At 33.1% G+C, this 20515-nt stretch carries 16 protein-coding genes; 7 read left to right on the top strand and 9 right to left on the bottom strand.

What is annotated here, in order from left to right:
• Window positions 1–41 precede the first annotated feature (41 nt).
• The 5 genes from B4L98_RS01210 to B4L98_RS01190 form a co-directional block, all read right to left on the bottom strand.
• Window positions 42–1898, bottom strand: a complete 1857-nt coding sequence (locus B4L98_RS01210) for a glycoside hydrolase family 13 protein (protein WP_291047710.1) — start codon at window positions 1896–1898, stop codon at window positions 42–44.
• Between the two features lie 275 nt (window positions 1899–2173).
• Entirely contained in the window at window positions 2174–4471 is a 2298-nt protein-coding gene (locus tag B4L98_RS01205) for a glycoside hydrolase family 65 protein (RefSeq protein WP_114998830.1), read from the bottom strand.
• Between the two features lie 27 nt (window positions 4472–4498).
• On the bottom strand, window positions 4499–5155 hold the full coding sequence (gene pgmB, locus B4L98_RS01200; protein WP_221853995.1) for a beta-phosphoglucomutase: 657 nt from the start codon (window positions 5153–5155) through the stop codon (window positions 4499–4501).
• 5 nt (window positions 5156–5160) lie between these two features.
• Entirely contained in the window at window positions 5161–6507 is a 1347-nt protein-coding gene (locus tag B4L98_RS01195; RefSeq protein ID WP_038331042.1) for an MFS transporter, read from the bottom strand.
• 162 nt (window positions 6508–6669) lie between these two features.
• On the bottom strand, window positions 6670–7689 hold the full coding sequence (locus B4L98_RS01190; protein ID WP_038331040.1) for a LacI family DNA-binding transcriptional regulator: 1020 nt from the start codon (window positions 7687–7689) through the stop codon (window positions 6670–6672).
• A gap of 224 nt (window positions 7690–7913) precedes the next feature.
• Here B4L98_RS01190 and B4L98_RS01185 point away from each other — a divergent pair, with 224 nt between their 5' ends.
• From B4L98_RS01185 to B4L98_RS01155, 7 genes are all read left to right on the top strand, one after another.
• A complete protein-coding gene (locus B4L98_RS01185; RefSeq protein ID WP_125349452.1) occupies window positions 7914–10832 on the top strand; it encodes a SusC/RagA family TonB-linked outer membrane protein in 2919 nt (972 codons plus the stop codon).
• A 10-nt stretch (window positions 10833–10842) separates the two neighbouring features.
• The gene (locus tag B4L98_RS01180) at window positions 10843–12471 is read left to right on the top strand and encodes a RagB/SusD family nutrient uptake outer membrane protein (RefSeq protein WP_291077337.1); all 1629 of its coding nucleotides are present in this window, start codon (window positions 10843–10845) and stop codon (window positions 12469–12471) included.
• A 1-nt stretch (window position 12472) separates the two neighbouring features.
• Window positions 12473–13498, top strand: coding sequence for a SusE domain-containing protein (locus tag B4L98_RS01175; protein WP_125349454.1), 1026 nt, complete (start codon window positions 12473–12475; stop codon window positions 13496–13498).
• 88 nt (window positions 13499–13586) lie between these two features.
• Window positions 13587–16391 (top strand): alpha-amylase family glycosyl hydrolase, encoded by a 2805-nt coding sequence (locus B4L98_RS01170; protein WP_291077336.1) that lies wholly within the window; start codon window positions 13587–13589, stop codon window positions 16389–16391.
• A 404-nt stretch (window positions 16392–16795) separates the two neighbouring features.
• The gene (locus B4L98_RS01165) at window positions 16796–17143 is read left to right on the top strand and encodes an exo-alpha-sialidase (protein WP_260541246.1); all 348 of its coding nucleotides are present in this window, start codon (window positions 16796–16798) and stop codon (window positions 17141–17143) included.
• Window positions 17137–17340: a sialidase family protein gene (locus tag B4L98_RS01160; protein WP_225532379.1), complete on the top strand. Its 204-nt coding sequence runs from the start codon at window positions 17137–17139 to the stop codon at window positions 17338–17340. Before B4L98_RS01165 ends, B4L98_RS01160 begins: the two co-directional genes overlap by 7 nt.
• Window positions 17327–17494 carry a sialidase family protein gene (locus B4L98_RS01155; protein ID WP_225532378.1) on the top strand — a complete coding sequence of 56 codons (168 nt, stop codon included), beginning with the start codon at window positions 17327–17329 and terminating at the stop codon, window positions 17492–17494. The genes B4L98_RS01160 and B4L98_RS01155 overlap by 14 nt, the downstream gene beginning before the upstream one ends.
• Window positions 17495–17547: 53 nt before the next feature.
• Here the strand turns inward: B4L98_RS01155 and B4L98_RS01150 are convergent, their stop codons facing one another.
• The 4 genes from B4L98_RS01150 to B4L98_RS01135 form a co-directional block, all read right to left on the bottom strand.
• Window positions 17548–18264: a TIGR00730 family Rossman fold protein gene (locus tag B4L98_RS01150; protein WP_225538918.1), complete on the bottom strand. Its 717-nt coding sequence runs from the start codon at window positions 18262–18264 to the stop codon at window positions 17548–17550.
• 70 nt (window positions 18265–18334) lie between these two features.
• Window positions 18335–19039: a Bax inhibitor-1/YccA family protein gene (locus B4L98_RS01145; RefSeq protein WP_284584249.1), complete on the bottom strand. Its 705-nt coding sequence runs from the start codon at window positions 19037–19039 to the stop codon at window positions 18335–18337.
• Between the two features lie 59 nt (window positions 19040–19098).
• Window positions 19099–19785 carry a nicotinamide riboside transporter PnuC gene (pnuC, locus tag B4L98_RS01140; RefSeq protein ID WP_291060231.1) on the bottom strand — a complete coding sequence of 229 codons (687 nt, stop codon included), beginning with the start codon at window positions 19783–19785 and terminating at the stop codon, window positions 19099–19101.
• Window positions 19786–19867: 82 nt separating this feature from the next.
• Window positions 19868–20497: a 4'-phosphopantetheinyl transferase family protein gene (locus B4L98_RS01135; protein WP_280049879.1), complete on the bottom strand. Its 630-nt coding sequence runs from the start codon at window positions 20495–20497 to the stop codon at window positions 19868–19870.
• Between the last annotated feature and the right edge of the window lie 18 nt (window positions 20498–20515).

The raw sequence follows: 20515 nt of genomic DNA, 5'->3' as shown, positions 1-20515 counted from the left end.
ATTATAAAAAACATTTCGACAAGCTCAGTGTGACAGTAATTCTATTTCATCAATTCAATAATCATCGAAGATTTTCCATCAATTGTGATTTCACCGTTTGGATGAATTGTGAAATCTTGATTCGATAAAATATCTTTTCCAGTATGATATCCTTTGATCGATTCTTCAAAACGATCCAATTGGAGGGTTTGCTTATCTAATTTATTATTTAAAATCACCATTACCGATTCGTTGTCATTGTATCGGAAATACACATAGACATCATTGATTGGTGCATAATGTTTGGTTTTACCGGAATGAATCACCTCTTTATTTTTACGCCAATTGAATACTTTCGCTGTAAAATCATAGAACGCTTTTTGCGTTGCTGTTCGTGAATTTGGATTAAATGCATTTTGTGTATCAGACTTCCAACCACCAAGAAAATCTTGACGAATTGCTGCATCTCCACCAGTATTTTTATCTCCAGCCATACCGATTTCAGTGCCGTAATAAATTTGTGGAATTCCACGAACCGTTCCGATTAAAGTCGTTGCTAGTTGATACGGCTTAATATCTCCTTTGTAGATTTCGTTCCAACGTTCGGTATCGTGATTTTCAAAAAAGACCAATAAATTATTGATGTCTGGATATAAGAAATCATTCGTGAATGATTCGTAGATTTTCACCAAACCTTTATCCCACGATTCTTCTTCCTGAAAAGCTTTCGTCATATTTGCATACAACGAAAAATCCATCACCGCTGGTAAATTCGAATTGTACCCCGCCATTTCACCGATTTTCGAATCTTTTTGCCAATACGATACATGAGCTGGCGAATGCATCCACGCCTCTCCTACTACATTTAGATTGGGATATTCATCTGTAATTGCTTTTACCCAAGTTGCCATTCCTTCTTTGTTATTGTAAGGATATGTATCTACACGTAAACCTCCTAATTCGGCATATTCTATCCACCAAATGGCATTTTGAGTGATGTACTTTAATACTAATGGATTTGCTTGATTGATGTCTGGCATCGTCGTATCGAACCAACCATTTAATGCGCCTATTTTATCAATCTCTGAAGCATTAGGATCAAATTGGGTTGTTGTTCTATAATTCGAACGACGGAATCCATTTTCTCCTTCTGGAAATGTATGGATCCAATCTTTTGAAGGTAAATCCTGAATCATCCAATGTGAGATTCCCCAGTGATTCGTGACATAATCTTGAATCAAATACATTCCACGTTGATTCAATTTCTGAGACAATTCACGGTATTCTTCGTTTGTCCCGTAACGACCATCAATTTTATATAAATCGGTTTGAGCATACCCGTGATACGAATATTCTTTTTCATTGTCTTCGTTTACTGGAGTTAACCAAACTGCAGTGGCTCCTAAATTTTGGATATAATCTAAGTTGTTGATAATTCCTCGTAAATCTCCTCCGTGACGACCACCTGGCAATTGACGATTAACTTTCTCACGCAATTCTTTTTTCGAATCATTGCTTTCATCTCCATTGGCGAAACGATCCGGCATAATTAAATACACCACATCTTTTGATGAAAACGATGAACGATTCGCTGAATTTGGTTGACGATCTTTTAACTCGTATGTATACGAATCAACGATTTTATTTTTGTTTTTGATGTTAATTTTGAATGATGATTTGTTTACTTCATTCGTATTAATCGTTACAAAAACATAATTTGGATTTTCAGTTTTCTGTAAATTTTGAATTTTTACATTATCCGATAATTCAATATTGTATTTACTAATATCTTTTCCATAAACCAGAATTTGAACTTCTGGATTTTTCATTCCTTTCCACCAAAACATTGGCTCTACTTTTTGAATCTGTGCAAAAGCAAATGTTGATAGGAAAGATGATAATAATAGTATTTTTTTCATGTGTTTTGTTTTTTAGATTCCTCCATTCTGCGGAATGACATTTACTTTATTGTCGTTAATGAACTTGTCATTCTGAGTTTATCAAAGAATCTTTTTAAATTCTCTGTCCAGCTGAACTTGTTTCAGCTTCTCATTCTCTGCTTCATGCGATCCTGAAATGAATTCAGGATGACTTTTTTAAAATAAGTTTTCAGAATAAACTTAGAACTTAAAACATCTATTCTAAATAAAAATACCCTGAAAACCGAAGCCTTCAAGGTATTAGATTCCCTTTATTAAATCGAAGGCTGAACAACTACTTTCTGGTCGAAAACATAAACCTCTAACGGTTCTGTTCCTTCCAGTTCAAAAATTGTTTCTCCTTTATTTACAATAACTTTTAGGATTTGATGACGGAAATTGACTTTGAACGAAAAACCTTCCCATTGTTCTGGTAAACGCGGCTCAAAATACAATTGATCGTTTTTCACACGCATTCCACCAAATCCTTCTACAATCGACATCCAAGTTCCAGCCATAGATGTGATGTGTAATCCTTCGTGAACTTCTTTGTTATAATCATCTAAATCTAAACGAGAAGTTCTCAAATAAAATGTATATGCTTGCTCCATTCTTCCTAACGTTGCTGCTTGGATGGAATGAACACAAGGCGATAATGATGATTCGTGAACCGTTAATGGTTCGTAAAAATCAAAATGTTTTTCTAATTGATCTTTCGAAAATTGATCTTCGAAATAATAGAACGATTGTAAAACGTCTGCTTGTTTGATATAAGCTGAACGTAAAATTCTATCCCAAGACCATTTTTGATTAATCGGACGTTCTTCTTTTGGTAATTCAGAAACAGGTGTTAAATCTTTATCCAAGAAACCATCTTGCTGTAAATAAATTCCTAATTCTTCACTGAATGGAAAATAAATATTCTCTGCAACTTCTTTCATTTCTGCTAATTCAGCATCAGTAATACTTCTCTTTGCAGCGATTCGAGCGAAATCCTCTGGATAATTTGTTTTGACGTTTTCAACTTGTTCCAACAAATAATTCATACACCATTGTGCACAATAATTTGAATGGAAATTGTTGTTGACATTATTTTCATATTCGTTAGGTCCCGTAACTCCTAACATCACATATTGTTTTTTGTCGTTTGACCAATTCACACGCTGTTTCCAAAAACGTGCAATTCCTAATAAAACCTCTAAACCAGCTTCTGGAATATACGTTTGATCTCCCGTAAAACGAACATAGTTGTAAATCGCAAATGCAATAGCTCCATTACGGTGAATTTCCTCGAATGTAATTTCCCATTCGTTATGGCATTCTTCACCATTCATCGTAACCATCGGATACAAAGCTGCACCTTTGTTGAAGCCTAATTTTTCTCCATTTTCAATCGCTTTATCCAATTGATTAAAACGATACATTAATAAGTTTCGCGCAACTTCTTGATTTTTTGTTACCATGTAAAATGGCAAACAATATGCTTCTGTATCCCAATATGTAGAACCTCCATATTTCTCTCCCGTAAAGCCTTTTGGACCGATATTCAAACGCTCATCTTTTCCAGAATACGTTTGATTTAATTGAAAAATATTAAAACGAATACCTTGTTGCGCTTTTGTATCACCTTCTATAGTGATATCAGCCATTTCCCAAATCTTTGCCCAAGCTTCTTTTTGGTTTATTAACAATTGTTCATAACCTTGTTCATTTGCTTGAGATAATACATTTTCGGCAGCGTTAATTAATTCATTTTTAGGATGATTTGTCGAAACTACATAACCTCCAAATTTCTCAATTGTCGCGGTATCATTCGCTTTTACCTCAACTTCATATGTAAATTCTACTTTTGTTTCAGTTTTAACATCACTTGTTGGTGTATTTTGTTGATAACTTCCATTTACCAAGATTTTATTCTGCATAAATGTTACGACTTCAAAATGAGTTTTGAACGTACGCGCTTGTACAAAACCTTGTTCACCTTTAATTTCAGAAAAAATTGGTTCCCAAAAAATCTCTTCCCAGTTCGCATCTTCGTTCTTTACAGCTGCATCAACATAAGGTTTGAAGACAATTTTCGCATCATCATTGATTGGTTTGATGTCATATTTAATTGCTCCTAATTCATCTAAATCAGCAGAAAGAAAACGTCGAACAAAAACCTCAATTTCTAATCCTGAAGGTAAAATCGCAATAAATGAACGATCCAATAAACCTTCTTTCATATTCAATTCGCGACGGAAATTTTTAACTTCTTTACAAGTGTTTAAATCAAATTTTTCACCGTTAATTTCGATGTCAATTCCAATCCAAACTGGCGCATTTAATACTTTTGCAAAATATTCTGGATAACCGTTTTTCCACCATCCCACTTTTGTCTTGTCAGGATAATAAACGCCGGCAATATAGCTTCCTTGAAATGTATCACCTGAATAAAATTCTTCGAAATTGGCACGTTGTCCCATTGCTCCATTTCCGATAGAAAATAAACTTTCAGACGATTTTACACGATCTTTTTCAAACCCTTCTTCGATAATTGACCACGCATTCGGGATGATATAATCTTGATTCATTTTGTTTGTTGTATGTAGTTTGTATAATTATTGATTGATTAATTCGACCAAGAAATCCTCTGAGATTTCAGTAAAATTTTTAAAGTTGTATTTCGCTTCATTCAAAACCGAAGCTTCTCCAATTCCGATGCTTGTCATTCCTGCTACATTTGCTGCTTCAATTCCTGCAACAGAATCTTCAAATACAATTGAATTTTCGTTTGTTTGATTCGCTTTTTTCGCTCCAACGATAAAAACTTCTGGATCTGGTTTTGCGTTAGAAACATCGTTTCCATCTACGATATCATCGAAATAATTTAGAATATTAACTTTCTCTAAAATTGGACGTGCATTTTTAGAAGCTGATCCCAAAATAATTGGTTGATTGTTTTCTTTTAGAAAGTTTAAAACGTCCATAACGCCTGGTAAAATTTCAGAATCGTCCATCTTATCAATGTATTCTAAATATTCTTTGTTCTTCTGAATTAACCATTCGTTTTTCTGCTCATCAGAAGCTTCAACATTTCCCAATCCAAGAATAATTTCTAATGATCGCACACGAGAAACACCTTTCAATAATTCGTTATGTTCGTGCGTAAAATCGATGTTTAGATTATTCGCTAATTTTTTCCATGCTAAATAATGGTACTTTGCAGTGTCGACGATGACACCATCTAAATCAAAAATAAATGCTTTAGTTTTCAAAATGATTATGCTTTGATTGGTTCATCCACATCTTTTACGCGCGTTACAAAAAGTGCTGCAATAATTAGCGCAACACCGCTGGTAACAATGGCGAAAATTGGATTATCGTGATATAAATATTTTACAATTGGACCGCCTAACAATGCGTTGACGATTTGAGGCATACAAATGAAGAAATTGAAAATTCCCATGTAAACACCCATTTTTTTCGCTGGAATTGCTCCCGCTAAAATTGCATAAGGCATCGATAAGATACTTGCCCAAGCGATTCCTACTCCGATCATGGAAAGGATTAGTAATTTTGGATCGTGAATAAAATAGATTGAAATTAATCCTAATCCTCCACAAATTAATGAAATAGCATGTGTTGTTTTTCGACCAAATTTTAAGGCTATTGCTGGTAAAAAGAAGGCGAATATTGCAGAAATTCCGTTGTAAACTCCGAAGATAATTCCAACCCAATCCCCTGCTTTTTGGTACGTTTCTGAATGTGTATCACTCAAAGACAAACCGTACACATGATGAGCGATTGCAGGCGTAGCAAATACCCACATACCGAATAATGCAAACCACGTAAAGAACTGTACCAAACCTAATTGTTTCATCGTTTTTGGCATATTCCCAAAATCGGTAAAAATCTGTGTTAAGCTTGCTTTTTCTTCAACAATTGGTTCTCTACCTTCTGCTTTTTCGAAAGCGTCTAATTCTTCTGGCGAATATTCTTTTGTTGTAAAAATGGTAATTAAAACGGTTACAATAATTGCAATTGCTCCAATAATGAATGATAAAATTAAGTGAAACGGAACTTCTCCTTCCGCTGCAATACTTGAAACACCAAACCAGTTGCTCAAAATATAAGGCAACCACGAACCGACAACAGCTCCTAAACCAATAATTACAGTTTGAATTGAATATCCTAATGTACGTTGATCCGAAGGCAACATATCTGCTACAAATGCACGCATCGGTTCCATCGCGATATTGAATGAAGCATCCATTATCATCAAGAATCCAGCACCCATCCATAATGCAGGCATCAATGCCGTAAATGCACCTGCTTGTGGCATTAAGATTAATCCGAAAGAAGCCAATAAAGCTCCTACTAAAAAGTATGGTTTTCTTCGTCCAAATTTAGACCAAGTATTATCTGAATAATGACCAATAATAGGTTGAACAATCAATCCCATTAGCGGTGCAACAATCCAAAACCAAGACAATTCGTGCACATCGGCACCAAATGAACTTAGAATACGGCTCGCATTTGCGTTTTGCAAGGCGAAACCCATTTGAACTCCTAGATATCCGAAACTTAAATTCCAGATTTCAAGAAATCCTAATCTACGCTTTCTCATTATCGTAATTTTTTTATGTATTTTACGATAAGCGTTTTATGCTTATCAAAACTATATTTTTGTAATTTGAGAAGTAAAAATATGTTTTGATTTGTTTACAATGTTAAAACTTTTTTTTGGGATTATTGCAACTGTAACAATTATTTAACCAAAAAAAACTTACTAAATCGTTGTAGTTTCTCTGTGTAATAATTCTGTTCCGACAACTTCGGTAATGTAATGCTCATGCTCGTTTTCTGACTCTAATTTTTGAATCAATAAACGCGCTGCAATCTCACCCATTTTGAATGCATTTTGTTTGACTGTAGAAATGCTTGGAATTGAGTTCTTGGAAATTACACCATCTGTAAAAGCTATTAAATGTAATTCTTCTGGCACTTTGATTCCTTTTTTCAGTGCTGCTCTCAACACTTTTACGGCATATAATTCATTTACTGCCATTACTGCGTCAAATTTATTTTTTTCGAAAAACTCATCAATCATAGTGTCCAACTGACTCTCGTCTTCTACACGCAAAATCAAGTTTTCGTCAACTGCAATTCCATTCGCTTCTAATGTTCTTTTATATCCTTCGGTTCTTAAGCGTCCAACACTTATATAATCTGGCGTTGTGATAAAACCGATTTTCTTGCGTTCTTTACTTATAAAATACTGAATTGCTTCTTGTGTCGCAAGTACATCATCAATAATCACTTTATCAGTATAAACCTCACGCGTTACACGGTCGAACATCACAACTGGCATTCCTTGGTTGATGATTTCTTTGATATGATGATAATCTTTTTTGGCTTGAGTTTCTTTCGAAAGAGAAATCACAAATCCGTCTATACTACCCGCTGCAAGCATCTCCATATTAATCACTTCACGTTCGTACGATTCATTTGACAAACATATTAAGACATTATAACCATATTGATTGGCTAAATTTTCGATTCCACTAATTACCATCGCAAAAAAATCGTGAACGATTTCGGGAATAATCACGGCAATGGTTTTCGTTTTACGATTCTTTAGACTTAATGCTATATTATTCGGTTTGTAGTTGTATAATTTTGCAAATGCCTGAATCTTTTGTTTCGTTACAGCACTAATCTCTTCGCTATTTTTCAACGCCTTAGAAACCGTTGATATCGAAACATCTAACTCTTTTGCAATCTGTTTTAATGTCAAATTCTTTTTCATAATCTTCTTTCTACCTTAACCATCAATCTTATTCTACTAATTTCCGTCTTTTTTATTAAAAATTAACATGCTATAACAATTAATTTAATTATTTATTAACACGAAAACGTTTTCGTTCAACTAGTTAGTGTATTACATACACAATCAATCAATTAAACAACTTATATTTGGTAATGAGAAGTAAAAATATAAATTAATAATTAACGAAACAAAACAAAAAATATATGAGGATTTTAAAACAATCTCTTCTAGCATTAGTTTTATCAAGCCCTGCTATTTTATCTGCACAAACTGCGATAAAAGGAACAGTACAAGATAGCGCTAATAACACGGTTTTAGCTGGTGCAGATGTTTCGAACATTACAACAGGAGAATCGACAGTTTCTGATGAAAAAGGAAATTTTACATTAGAAGCGAACGATGGTGATATAATTGTTATCAGTTTTTTTGGTTATGACGATCAAGAAATAACTTTTGCGGGACAAACGCAATTACAACTTCGTATGTCTAAAACGACAGAAAACTTGAAAGAAGTAGTTGTAATTGGATATGGTACAGCTAAAAAAGAAGATGTCACAGGTTCTGTAAATCAATTAAATTCAGAAGATTTCAACAAAGGATCAATCACTTCTGCGCAAGAATTAATGACAGGGAAAATCGCTGGTGTTGTGGTAACATCTGCTGGTGGAGCTCCTGGTGACGGTCAAAACATTATCATTCGTGGTAATAGTTCGTTATCATTAAACTCTCAACCATTATATGTAGTTGATGGTGTTCCTTTATCTGAAGTAAATATTGGAGGTTCTCGAAATCCTTTGGATTTCTTAAATCCTAACGACATCGAAACGATGACTATTTTGAAAGATGCTTCTGCAACTGCCATTTATGGTTCTCGTGCTGCGAATGGGGTTGTAATGGTTACAACTAAAAAAGGAAAAGGAAAAAAATTCCGTTTTAATTATAATTCAATTACATCAATTTATCAACCAGAAGGTTATATTGATGTAATGAATGCAGATCAATTCCGTGAATTGGTAAAATCTGTAGGAACAGCTGACGAAATTTCTCGTTTAGGTAACGCAAATACAGATTGGCAAAAAGAAATTTATAGAACAGCTGTAGGTTTTGATCACAACTTTAGTGCAACAGGAAATATTGGAGGTAAAATGCCGTCTCGTTTTTCTATTTCTAACACAGATCAAGATGGTATTTTGAAAGGAGATAACATCAATCGTACAACAGCTTCTATGAACTTAAGTCCATCTTTCTTAGATGATCACTTAAAATTTGAATTGAATGCTCGAGGTTCTTATATCGAAAATCAATTTGCAAACAGAGGTGCAATTGGAGCTGCTTTAGAGTATGATCCAACTCAACCAGTTTATTCTGGAGCAAATATATTTGGAGGTTACCACACTTGGATGGACGGATCTGTTAAACACAATTTAGCGCCAACTAACCCAGTTGCATTAATCAACGAAAACAGAGATACATCAGAAGTTCGTCGTTTTGTAGGAAATGCAAAAATGGATTATAAATTACATTTCTTACCATCTGTTACTGCAACAGTTAATGTAGGTTATGATATTTCTAATGCGAATGGACGTAATGTAACAACTGCAAATATGCCAAACTCTTCTTTGACATGGGATGGTTCTAAAACAACATTTAGCGCACAATTCTACAACAAATTATTTGATGCATATTTAACATTCAACAAAGATTTTGGACAACACGGATTAACTGTTGTTGGAGGTTACAGTTATCAATACTTTAATACATACAACACCAATTACGATAGTGAATTAGAACAACAAGGTTCTGATCAATTTACATTCGTAGACCGTGATCACTATTCTTTACTATCATACTTCGGACGTTTAAACTATAATTTTGATAATCGTTACATCTTAACAGCTACTATGCGTGCAGATGCTTCATCAAAATTAAGCCATGACAACCAATGGGGTTATTTCCCTTCTGCAGCTATTGCATGGAATATCTCTAAAGAAGAATTCTTGAAAGGAAGTTCTGTTGTAAATGATTTGAAATTACGTGTTGGATATGGTAAAGTTGGTAATGTGAACGGATTAGGAAACTTCCAATTCTTAACGCGTTATCAAGGATCAGAATCAACTGCTTATTATCAATTTGGTTCAACATTCTATCAAACTTATCGTCCTCAACCATTTAATGGTGATTTAAAATGGGAAATTTCTAGTACATTAAATGCTGGTATTGATTACTCTTTATTCAAAAATAGAATCTATGGTACATTAGACGTTTACAAGAAAAAAACAAGTGATTTAATTGCGAGTGTTTATGTAGATCCATTTACAAACTTTGGAAATATGATCGATAAAAATATCGGTGATATGGAAAATAAAGGAATCGAATTTAGCATCAATGCTGATATCGTAAAAACAAAAGATTTTGATTGGTCTTTTGGATACAACATCGCTTTTAATGATAATAAAATTGTCAACTTACCTACTGATAATTTAACAGGTGGTATCGATGGAGGAACTGGTAACAATATTCAAATTCAACGTGAAGGAGAAGAACCATTTAGTTTCTACGTATACAAACAAATTTATGATGCAAACGGAAAGCCTATCGAAGGAGCTTACGAAGATTTGAACAACGACGGAATCATCAACGAAAAAGACCGTTATATTCACAAAAGTCCTTTCGCAAAAGTAACAATGGGATTCAATACATTCTTCCGTTACAAAAATTGGGATTTAAGTGCAACTGCTCGTGCTAATATCGGAAACTATGCTTACAATAACATGGCTTCGTCTAAAGGTTACAGCAAAAAAGCGACAGGAAATGGTCAAAACTATTTATCTAATGTGCTTTCAAGCTACTACAACACAGGTTTCACAAGTATCACAGAAACTAATTTGTTAAGTGACCACTTTATAGAAGATGCATCTTTCTTCCGTATTGATAACATTACATTAGGTTACAACCTAAAACAAGCAATCAAAGGATTAGATATTCGTCTTTATGGAGCGGTTCAAAACGTAGCTGTATTCACAAATTACAGTGGTTTAGATCCTGAAATTTACCGCGGAATTGATAATAGTTTTTATCCAAGACCGAGAACGTATGTATTTGGTTTAAATGTTAATTTCTAAGAAAACTACAATGAAAAAGATTAAAATTTCAACATATATTTTAGCTGCGGCATTGGCTTTCTCTGTTTCTTCATGTCATGATGATTTAGATTTAATGCCAAATGATCCAGATACTTATACACAATTTGATGTATTCAAAGATGTTGCTACTGCAAAATCTGCTTTAGCAAAAGTATATTCTTCTTTAGCACTTACTGGACAAAAAGGTCCAGCGGGAAGTGGAGATATTCAAGGTATTGACGAAGGTGCTTCTCAATATACTCGTTTAATGTTCAACTTAAATGTATTAACAACAGACGAATCTATTGTTGGCTGGGGAGATCCAGGTTTACCAAACTTGCATGAGATTTCTTGGGGAGCAAGTAACAGTTTTGTTGAAGCGATGTATTATCGTTTAGCACAAACCGTTTCTTTCTCTAATTCATTTATTGCAAACGCTGAAGCTTTATCAAGCACAACTCCAGAAGTGAAAGAATATGTAGCTGAAGCGCGTTTCATTAGAGCATATGCTTATTATAGCTTAATGGATTTATATGCGAATGTTCCGTTAGTAACAGAAGTTTCTTCTGAATTACCGAAACAAAGCAATCGTAAAGAGATTTTCACTTNNTTCGTTGAAAGCGAACTAAAAGCTATCGAAGCTGAATTAAAAGCTGGTCGTACAAACGAATACGGACGTGTAGACAAAGCAGCTGCCGAAGCATTATTATCTCGTTTATATCTAAATGCAGAAACTTGGATTGGTGAAGCAAAATATACAGAAGCCATCACTTATTCTAAATTGGCTATGCAAGCTGGATATACGCTTAACATAACTGATGGAAATAAAAATGGTTCTGCTTATGACGAATTATTTTTAGCTGATAACAATACGAATGGCGCGCAGAACGAAGCTATTTTCGTTTTAAATTTTGACGGAAATAATTCTCGTACATATGGAGGTTCTACTTTCTTAGTAAAAGCTGCAATTGGTGGAAAAATGACAGCTGCTGATTATGGTGTAAATGGTGGATGGGGAGGTCCTCGTTCTACAAAAGCATTGGTGAATCAATTTACAGATGCTGTAACAACGAAAGACAGTAACGGAAATCCAACTGCATGGAAAGATAAACGTGCGATGTTCTTTACAGATGGACAAACATTTGAAATTAACAACATAGGTACATTTGGAGAAGGTTATGCTGTTTACAAATGGTCAAATAAACGTTCAGACGGAAAAAGTGCAAACGACGCAACAGGAGAATATGTTGACACAGATGTTCCTATAATTCGTTTAGCAGAAGTTTATTTAAACTATGCCGAAGCTGTTTTACGTGGAGGAACTGGTGGTGATCGTGCAACTGCATTGAGCTTAATCAACGAATTAAGAACTCGTGCATACGGAAATACATCAGGTAATATTACTGACGGACAATTAAACTTAGATTTCATTTTAGCAGAAAGATCAAGAGAGTTGTACTGGGAAGGAACGCGTAGAACGGATTTAATTCGTTTCAGTAGATATACAAATAATTACAATTGGCCTTGGAAAGGAGGCGTTCATAACGGAACTTCTGTAGATGCTACAAAAGCTATCTTCCCAATTCCAAACAATATTATTGTCATTAATCCAAACTTAACTCAAAACCCAGGTTATTAAGATGAAAAATTTTATAAAATATATTTCGTTAGCTTGTGCGAGTATTTTTGCCTTAAGCGCATGTAACGATGATGAAGATATCATCAAATTAGATCCCTCAAATTTTGTTGCACCGAAAGTAGAAACACCTGCTTCATCAACAATTGAATTATTAGAAGAAAATGCTGCAAATACAGCAATGACATTTAATTGGAGTGCCGCAAATTATGGAACAAATACTCCTCCTAAATATGAATTACAAATTGATGTAAAAGGAGATAATTTTGAAAATCATCAAGTTCTTACTTCAACTTCAACATTAACAGCTGATGTTACCGTAAAAGAATTGAATTTAGCAGTTATTGCTTTAGGATTAGAACCTTTTAAAGAAGGAGAAATAGAATATCGTATTGTCTCTACAGTTGGTACTCCTGGTTCTCAACAGTTAATTTCTAATGTCAATATATTAAAAATAACGCCATATCCAACAGATTTATCTACAAATTGGGGTGTTGTTGGTTCTGCTACTCCTAACGGTTGGGACGGGCCAGATGTTCAATTTTGGAAAACTGATGTTACAAATGTATTTGTAGCGTATACAGATTTAAAAGCTGGTGAAATCAAATTCCGTCAAGACAACAAATGGGAGTTAGATTATGGTGGATCTAATGGAAAACTTGAAAAAGGAGGTAAAAACATCGCAGTAGATGCCGGTACTTACAAGATAACTATGGACTTAACAAATCTAACTTATAAATTAGATAATTATTCTTGGGGATTAGTAGGTGACGCTACAGCAAACGGATGGGATGGTCCAGACCAAAAATTGTCTTATGATGGTACTTTAGATGCTTGGACTATTACTACAACATTAAAAGATGGAGAATTTAAATTCCGTTTAAATAATGATTGGGGAACAAATTTTGGTGGTACAAGTAATGCAGGAGAATTAACAGACAAAGACGGTACTAACATCAAAATAAAAGCTGGGAAATATAAAATCACAGCTAATTTCAACAAGAAAACTTATACAGTAGAAGCTCAATAAAATTTTTTCTCATCAACAAATAATTTTTTAAAAGCCATTAAAATTCAATTACGTTTTTTAATGGCTTTTTTCTAAAACTACACAAAACATGAAAAACATTCTATCTATTTTAATGCTTTTAATGGTAATATCTTTTACCAAAGCACAAATTACAACAACTCCTTCACCACCCGAAGCAAACCAAGCAGTTGTAATAAACTTCGATAAAACAGGAACAGGTCTTGCCAATTATTCAGGAGATATTTATGCGCATACAGGCGTAACTATTGATGGAAAACAATGGGAAAATATAATTGAAAGTTGGGGAAATAATACCACTCAACCCAAATTAACTTTCGTTTCTGGATCAACCTACAAATTAGAAATCCCTACATCTATTTATCAATTCTATGGAGTTGATACTTCTAAAAATATTACAGCAATAGATGTTGTTTTTAGAAGTGCAGATGGAAAACAACAAACTACGGATCTTTCTATTTCGGTAGGTTCTTTCAAAGTTACTTTAACTAATCCGCTCGAAAATTCAATTACAAATGTTTCTTCAGGATCAAGTTTTAACATCAAAGCGATAGCTACAAAATCTGCTAATTGGACATTATCTGCTAACGGAACTCAAATTGATGCATTAAATAATTCAACTTCTTTTGATAAAAATTATACCATTTTACAAAATCAGAATTATACATTAAATGCAACTTTTAATGGTCAAACAATAAGCAAATCTTTTACAATTAATATCAAACCAACGGTTAAAGATGTAGCCATTCCATCTAATTTACATGAAGGAATTAATTATTTGAATAATGATTTTACAAAAGCATATTTGGTTTTATACGCTCCACAAAAAGAGTTCATTCATGTAATCGGAAGTTTCAATAATTGGCAACTTTCTGATCAATATGTGATGAATCGAGATACAACTAACAAGGATTTATATTGGATTGAATTATCTAATCTTAAAGCAGGTGAAATCTATACGTTTCAATATCGAACAAGTGACGGAATCAAAACTGCAGATCCTTATTCAACATTAGTCTTATCTCCTTATGACGATCCGTATATTACCGCTTCAACTTATCCCAATATACCTGTATATCCTACTGGACAACAATTTGAAGTTTCGGTTTTACAAACAAATCAAGCAAAATACAATTGGAAAGTTTCAAATTTCAATCGCCCAAATAAAGAGAATTTGATGATTTACGAATTATTAATTCGTGATTTCAATTCGACAAAAACATGGCAATCTTTAATTGATGATTTTGATTATTTCAAAAAATTAAACATCAACGCAATCGAAGTTATGCCCGTAATGGAGTTTGAAGGAAATATTTCTTGGGGTTATAATACAGCTTATCATCTTGCTTTGGATAAAGCTTATGGACCAGCAGATAAAATGAAAGAGTTCATCGATTTGTGTCATCAAAATGGAATTTCAATCATTTTAGATGTTGCTTTAAATCATGTTTATGGTCGATCTCCGTTGGTTAGAATGTGGATGAATGATCCCGACAATGATGGTTTTGGAGAACCAACTGCTACAAATCCTTATGTTAATCAAACCTCAAAACATAGTTACAATGTTGGATACGATTTAAATCATCAATTAACACCAACTCAAAATTATGTACAACGTACATTAAAACATTGGATTGAAGAGTTCAAAATTGATGGATTTAGATGGGATTTAACAAAAGGATTTACACAAAATTGTACACCTTCTGATGAAACTTGTACAAACGGATATCAGGCTGATCGTGTAGCAATTTTAAAAAAATATGCAGATATGCAATGGACAATTGATCCGAATTCCTACATCATTTTTGAACATTTAGGAAATAATGGTTCAGCACAAGAGGAAACAGAATGGGCGAATTATCGCATTAACGAAGGTAAAGGAATTATGCTTTGGGGTAAAGCGACTAATAATTTTAATCAAAATACAATGGGATATGCTTCGGATAGTAACTTTGATTGGTTGAAGCATACTGTAAAAGGTTTTACGAAAAAACATTTGGTTGCCTACGCAGAAAGTCATGATGAAGAAAGAATGATGTACAAGAATTTACAATATGGTGCATCATCAGGAACTTATAATGTAAAAGATTTAAAAACTTCTTTAGAAAGACAAAAAGCTTTAGGTGCCGTTCTATTTACGATTCCTGGTCCTAAAATGTTGTGGCAATTTGGAGAATTAGGATATGATTATTCGATCAATCATTGCGAAGATGGAACAAATAATGACGGATGTCGCACCAATCCAAAACCTATTCCAAGCGAAATTGGTTACTTAACAAATGCCGATAGAAAATCTGTTTATGAAGTTTGGTCAAAAATTATTGGTCTTAAATTAAACAACAAAGTTTTCGAAACTGATAATTATACAATTACATCTGGAGATTTAAAACCGCGTATTCAGATTACAAATAATTTATTATCGTCGTCTGATTTATATGAGGTAATTGTTATTGCAAACTTCACAACAAGCACTCAAGCAATTGCGCCACTTTTTCCATTTACAGGAAATTGGTACAATTTGATGGACGAAACAACGCTGAATGTCACCAATACAAATTCATCATTTACAGTTAATCTAAATCCAGGTGAATTTAGAATTTTCGGGAATGCAAAAGCAAATTTATCAACAGATAGTATTGAGATTACTTTAGAAAAAATCTCTGTAACTCCAAATCCGGTTTCTTCCTCTTTTTCATTAAATATTAATTCAGAAAAAGTAAAAATCTATGATTTAACAGGAAAACTAATCAAAGAGTTTTCAGGAAAATTTTCAGCAATACATCAATTTAACATCAAAGAATTACCAAAAGGTATTTACATTCTTGACATTGAAGCTAAAAATCGAAAATCGTCGGCGAAACTGATTAAAAATTAATTTTAAAAAAAGCCATTAAAATTCGTTTTGATGGCTTTTCATTTTCACAAATCGTTGAAAAATCAATAACTTGTCGGTTAATTTACACCATGACAAAAAAGAAAAATTCTACTTGCCATTTTTTCCTTCGCTTATACGCTGGGATTTGCCCAAACCAACAAACAAGTTTTATTTACAATCAAAATCAATCGGATGTCAAATGTTATCGCATTTAGAGTATCATTACATCAGCAAAAGGAATATTGATTGCGGCAATCGACGAGCGTGTTCCAAATTGTGGCGATTTACTTTACAATCCTAATATCAATATTGTGATTAGGAAAAGTGATGACAAGGGAAAAACATAGTCAGCAATCAAGCGAGTTATCGATTTTCCAGATCAAGAATCTGCTTCTGATGTATCAATGGTTTTGGATGAAAAGACAAAAGAAATTTATCTTTTTTACAATTACATGAATCATAAAATTGCGAAAAATGAATTTCGATTACATTTTGTAAAAAGTGCTGACAATGGAGAAACGTGGTCAAAACCTGTTGATATTACGGACCAAATTACGCCAACGGAATGGAAAAAAGATTTTAAATTCATTACTTCTGGTCGTGGCGCATACACAAAAGAAGGTTGGATTTTGAATACATTGGTTCGATTGAAAGACGGTGTTTACGTATTCGGAAGTAAAGATCATGGAAAAACGTGGGAACGAATTTCGAGTGTTGCAGAAAAAGCTGACGAAACAAAAATTGGATGTTAAATGCGCGCATTCAAAATGCTGGTTTCCGTAAAATATTTATCTCAAAAGATCAAGGAAAAACATGGACTTCTAAAATGGATGAACAATTAATTGATCCAACTTGTAATGCTTCGACATTGGTTTTAGGAAAAGATATTGTGTTTAGTAATTTGCATGATTCAAAAGATAGTCAAAAACCTGGGATTGAAAGTAAGTAGAGATCAAGCGAAAACATGGAATTTTTTCAAAACTATAGAACCAAATTCTTCGGCTTATTCCGTTTTAACGAATATATCAAAAAATAAAATTGGTATTTTTTATGAAGCTAATGATTACCAAGATATGGTTTTTGAAGTAGTTGATTTAAAATAAATTCAATCATAAAAATATAAAAAACCTCATCAAATGATGAGGTTTTTTGTTGCTTAAAAATTAAGCTTAATATTATATTTTTCGTAGAAATTCTCGATGTGAGCAACTGCTTCTTCTGCTGTATCAACCAAACGGAAAAGATCCAAATCTTTCTCAGAAATATAACCTTCTCTCAAAACTGTTTCTTTGATCCAATCAATTAAACCTGACCAATATTCAGTTCCAACTAACACAATTGGGAAACGACCTGTTTTCTTTGTCTGAACTAAAGTTAATGCTTCAAACAGTTCATCTAATGTTCCGAAACCTCCTGGCATTACGATGAATCCTTGAGAATATTTTACAAACATCACTTTTCGAGCAAAGAAATAATCAAAATTTATTTCATATTCACGGTCAATATATTTGTTCAATTCTGTCTCGAAAGGCAATGTAATTCCTAAACCAACAGATGAGCCTCCTCCTTTTTGAGCACCTTTATTTGCAGCTTCCATAATTGCAGGTCCTCCTCCTGTAATAACACCAAAACCTATTTTAGTTAATTGATAGGCAATTTCCTCTGCTAATTGATAATAATGATTTTCTTTTGATGTACGTGCCGAACCAAAAATAGAAACACAAGGTCCAATTTTTGACATGGCTTCATAACCATTTACAAACTCTGCCATAATCTTGAACAATGCCCAAGAGTCATTTATTCTAATCTCGTTCCAATCTTTTGGTCGAAACGGAGATTGTATTCTATCTACTTCTTTTTCTTTATTTGTCATAGTATTTTAATAAAAAGAACCGTAACAAAAATGCTACGGTTCAATATACAAATTTATTGTTTGTTTCTGTTTAATCTCTGCTCATAAAAATTCTTAAAATATACCAGAATAGTAACATTAATGATGCAAATAACGACAATGCTGCTGCAACATATTGTTGTGTTCCGAACTCATATTTTAATTGGTGAGTGTTGTACAAAATTGCTCCACCAGCTAAGGCGCACATTCCAACTGAGAACCATAATCCTAGATCGAACCCGAATAACATTCCTGCAATAATCAATCCAATTGCTAAGAAAAATCCTATAGTTAATGCTCCTCGTAAAATAGAGAAATCTGCTTTTGTTAAAAATACAATAGCTGATAATCCTACAAATAATCCTCCTGTTACTACAGCTGCTTGTTTTATAACGTATGTTCCGCCATAATACAATGCGATGTAAAGCATTGGAACAAAAATTAAAGCTTCTGCAATTATATACAATAAGTAACCTAAGTATTGTTTTGATTTAGAAATCGAACCATAAGCCATTTTTTGTGCGACCCAAGTAACTCCCATGAAACCTGCTAATAAAATAAGCCAAAGATATCCAGAAGTTAAACTTAACATAAAGCTTACTAATGCTTCTGATTTTAACATCAAAGATTCGATTAAAACAAATACTAAAACTCCTCCTGCAACGTGTCCGTAAGTATGTTTATAGAAATTTGCCCTTTCTACACTCGTTGCCTCTGCAACCAATTGGTTTTGTTGATATACGTGTTGATCTTCCATATTTTTTTAGGTAAAATTTTTGATAAATAATTAATGCTAAAATAATAAAATAAACTTATTTACTCGCTCACTATTTTTTGGTAATTTTTAATAGATTTAATCCAATCAATTAGTCCAATAATCGATAAAACTAACAAAACAATATACTGAAATGATGTAATCACAGCTCCTTTATGAATCATCAGTGGAATCATCACCAAATCACCAATTATCCAAAAAAACCAATTATCAATTTTTCGTCTTGCCATCATCCACATCCCAATCAAAAAGATGGCTGTTGTCGATGCATCTATAAAATCTATTTGAGTATAATGAAATTGACATTGATTGATAAAACTTGTGTCAAATCCATTCTGAATAACTGGACGGAAATAATAAATCGTCAGAATAAACAGAAAACTCAATGCAAACAAAATCGTTGCATACAAATATTCTTTTTTCGAAGCCCACGAAACATCGACATGTTTATGATCTTCTTCAAGATTTTTTTGCCACAAAATCCAACCATAAATCGCCATTGAAGTATAGTAAACATTAATAATTGTTTCACCATATAATCCCCAATTAAAAAATAAATAAATGAAAATAAATGTTGAAATAATTGTAGTTGGATAAACCCAAATATTGCGTTTGTAGGTATAATAAACTGAAATAATTCCGAAAAAAGTTGCTATCGTTTCGAGCAAGATATTCAACTTAGAATAGGTTTTGTAAGGCGCAAGGATATAATCAATAAAATCGTTCATTCTTAAGTTGTGAGTTGTGAGTTAAAAATAATTCATTCTAAATCAAAAATCTAAATTCGTAATTCTAATTTTAAACTTCGACTTATTCATAATCCAACACCCAAACCAAATAATATTCACCAATCATTTTATAGAATGCATGATATTTACGAGATTTCACATCATCCGAAATCCAACAAATAAATTGTTTATTTTCTATTAATTCAAATTCTTCTGCACGATAATGATTCAGAAAATTCCAAAGATTTCCACCATTCAATTTGTACAAACCTTCTTTCATTCCCCAAATTACATGCAAATATTCAGTTTCATGTTCTTGCGGAATCCAAGCGATTTCATCTGGACGCGCAAATTTGTGTTTAATGTTTAAAATTTTTCTTGGTCGAGCCAATTCAATATCTATCCCAATATTATATTCGCTCACGCCAACAGAAACCAATCCATAGGAATGCGTGATAGAAATTTCTTTATTTGTAGGTAAAAAAGGTTTTCCTCTTTCGTCATAATTTACATCATAATCCAAGTCCAATTTCTTTAGACAAGCGCGCAAACCAAGATATTCTCTCGCCTGTTTAGGTCGAAGATTATTATATTTTTCTATTCTATAGTCCTCTAAATGAAGATATTCTAATAATTCTTCATTCGATTCTGTTACATTCCACGTAATAATGCGGGTATGTTTAAAATCGTTAATATAATCGATAACGGGCATTTTATTAATCGAAATTTG

The sequence above is a fragment of the Empedobacter sp. UBA5528 genome (assembly GCF_002426075.1).
GTDB classification, from domain to species: Bacteria; Bacteroidota; Bacteroidia; order Flavobacteriales; family Weeksellaceae; genus Empedobacter; species Empedobacter falsenii_B.
The sequence above is the reverse complement of the archived record's forward strand: the minus strand, read 5'-3'. Positions and strand labels throughout refer to the sequence as shown.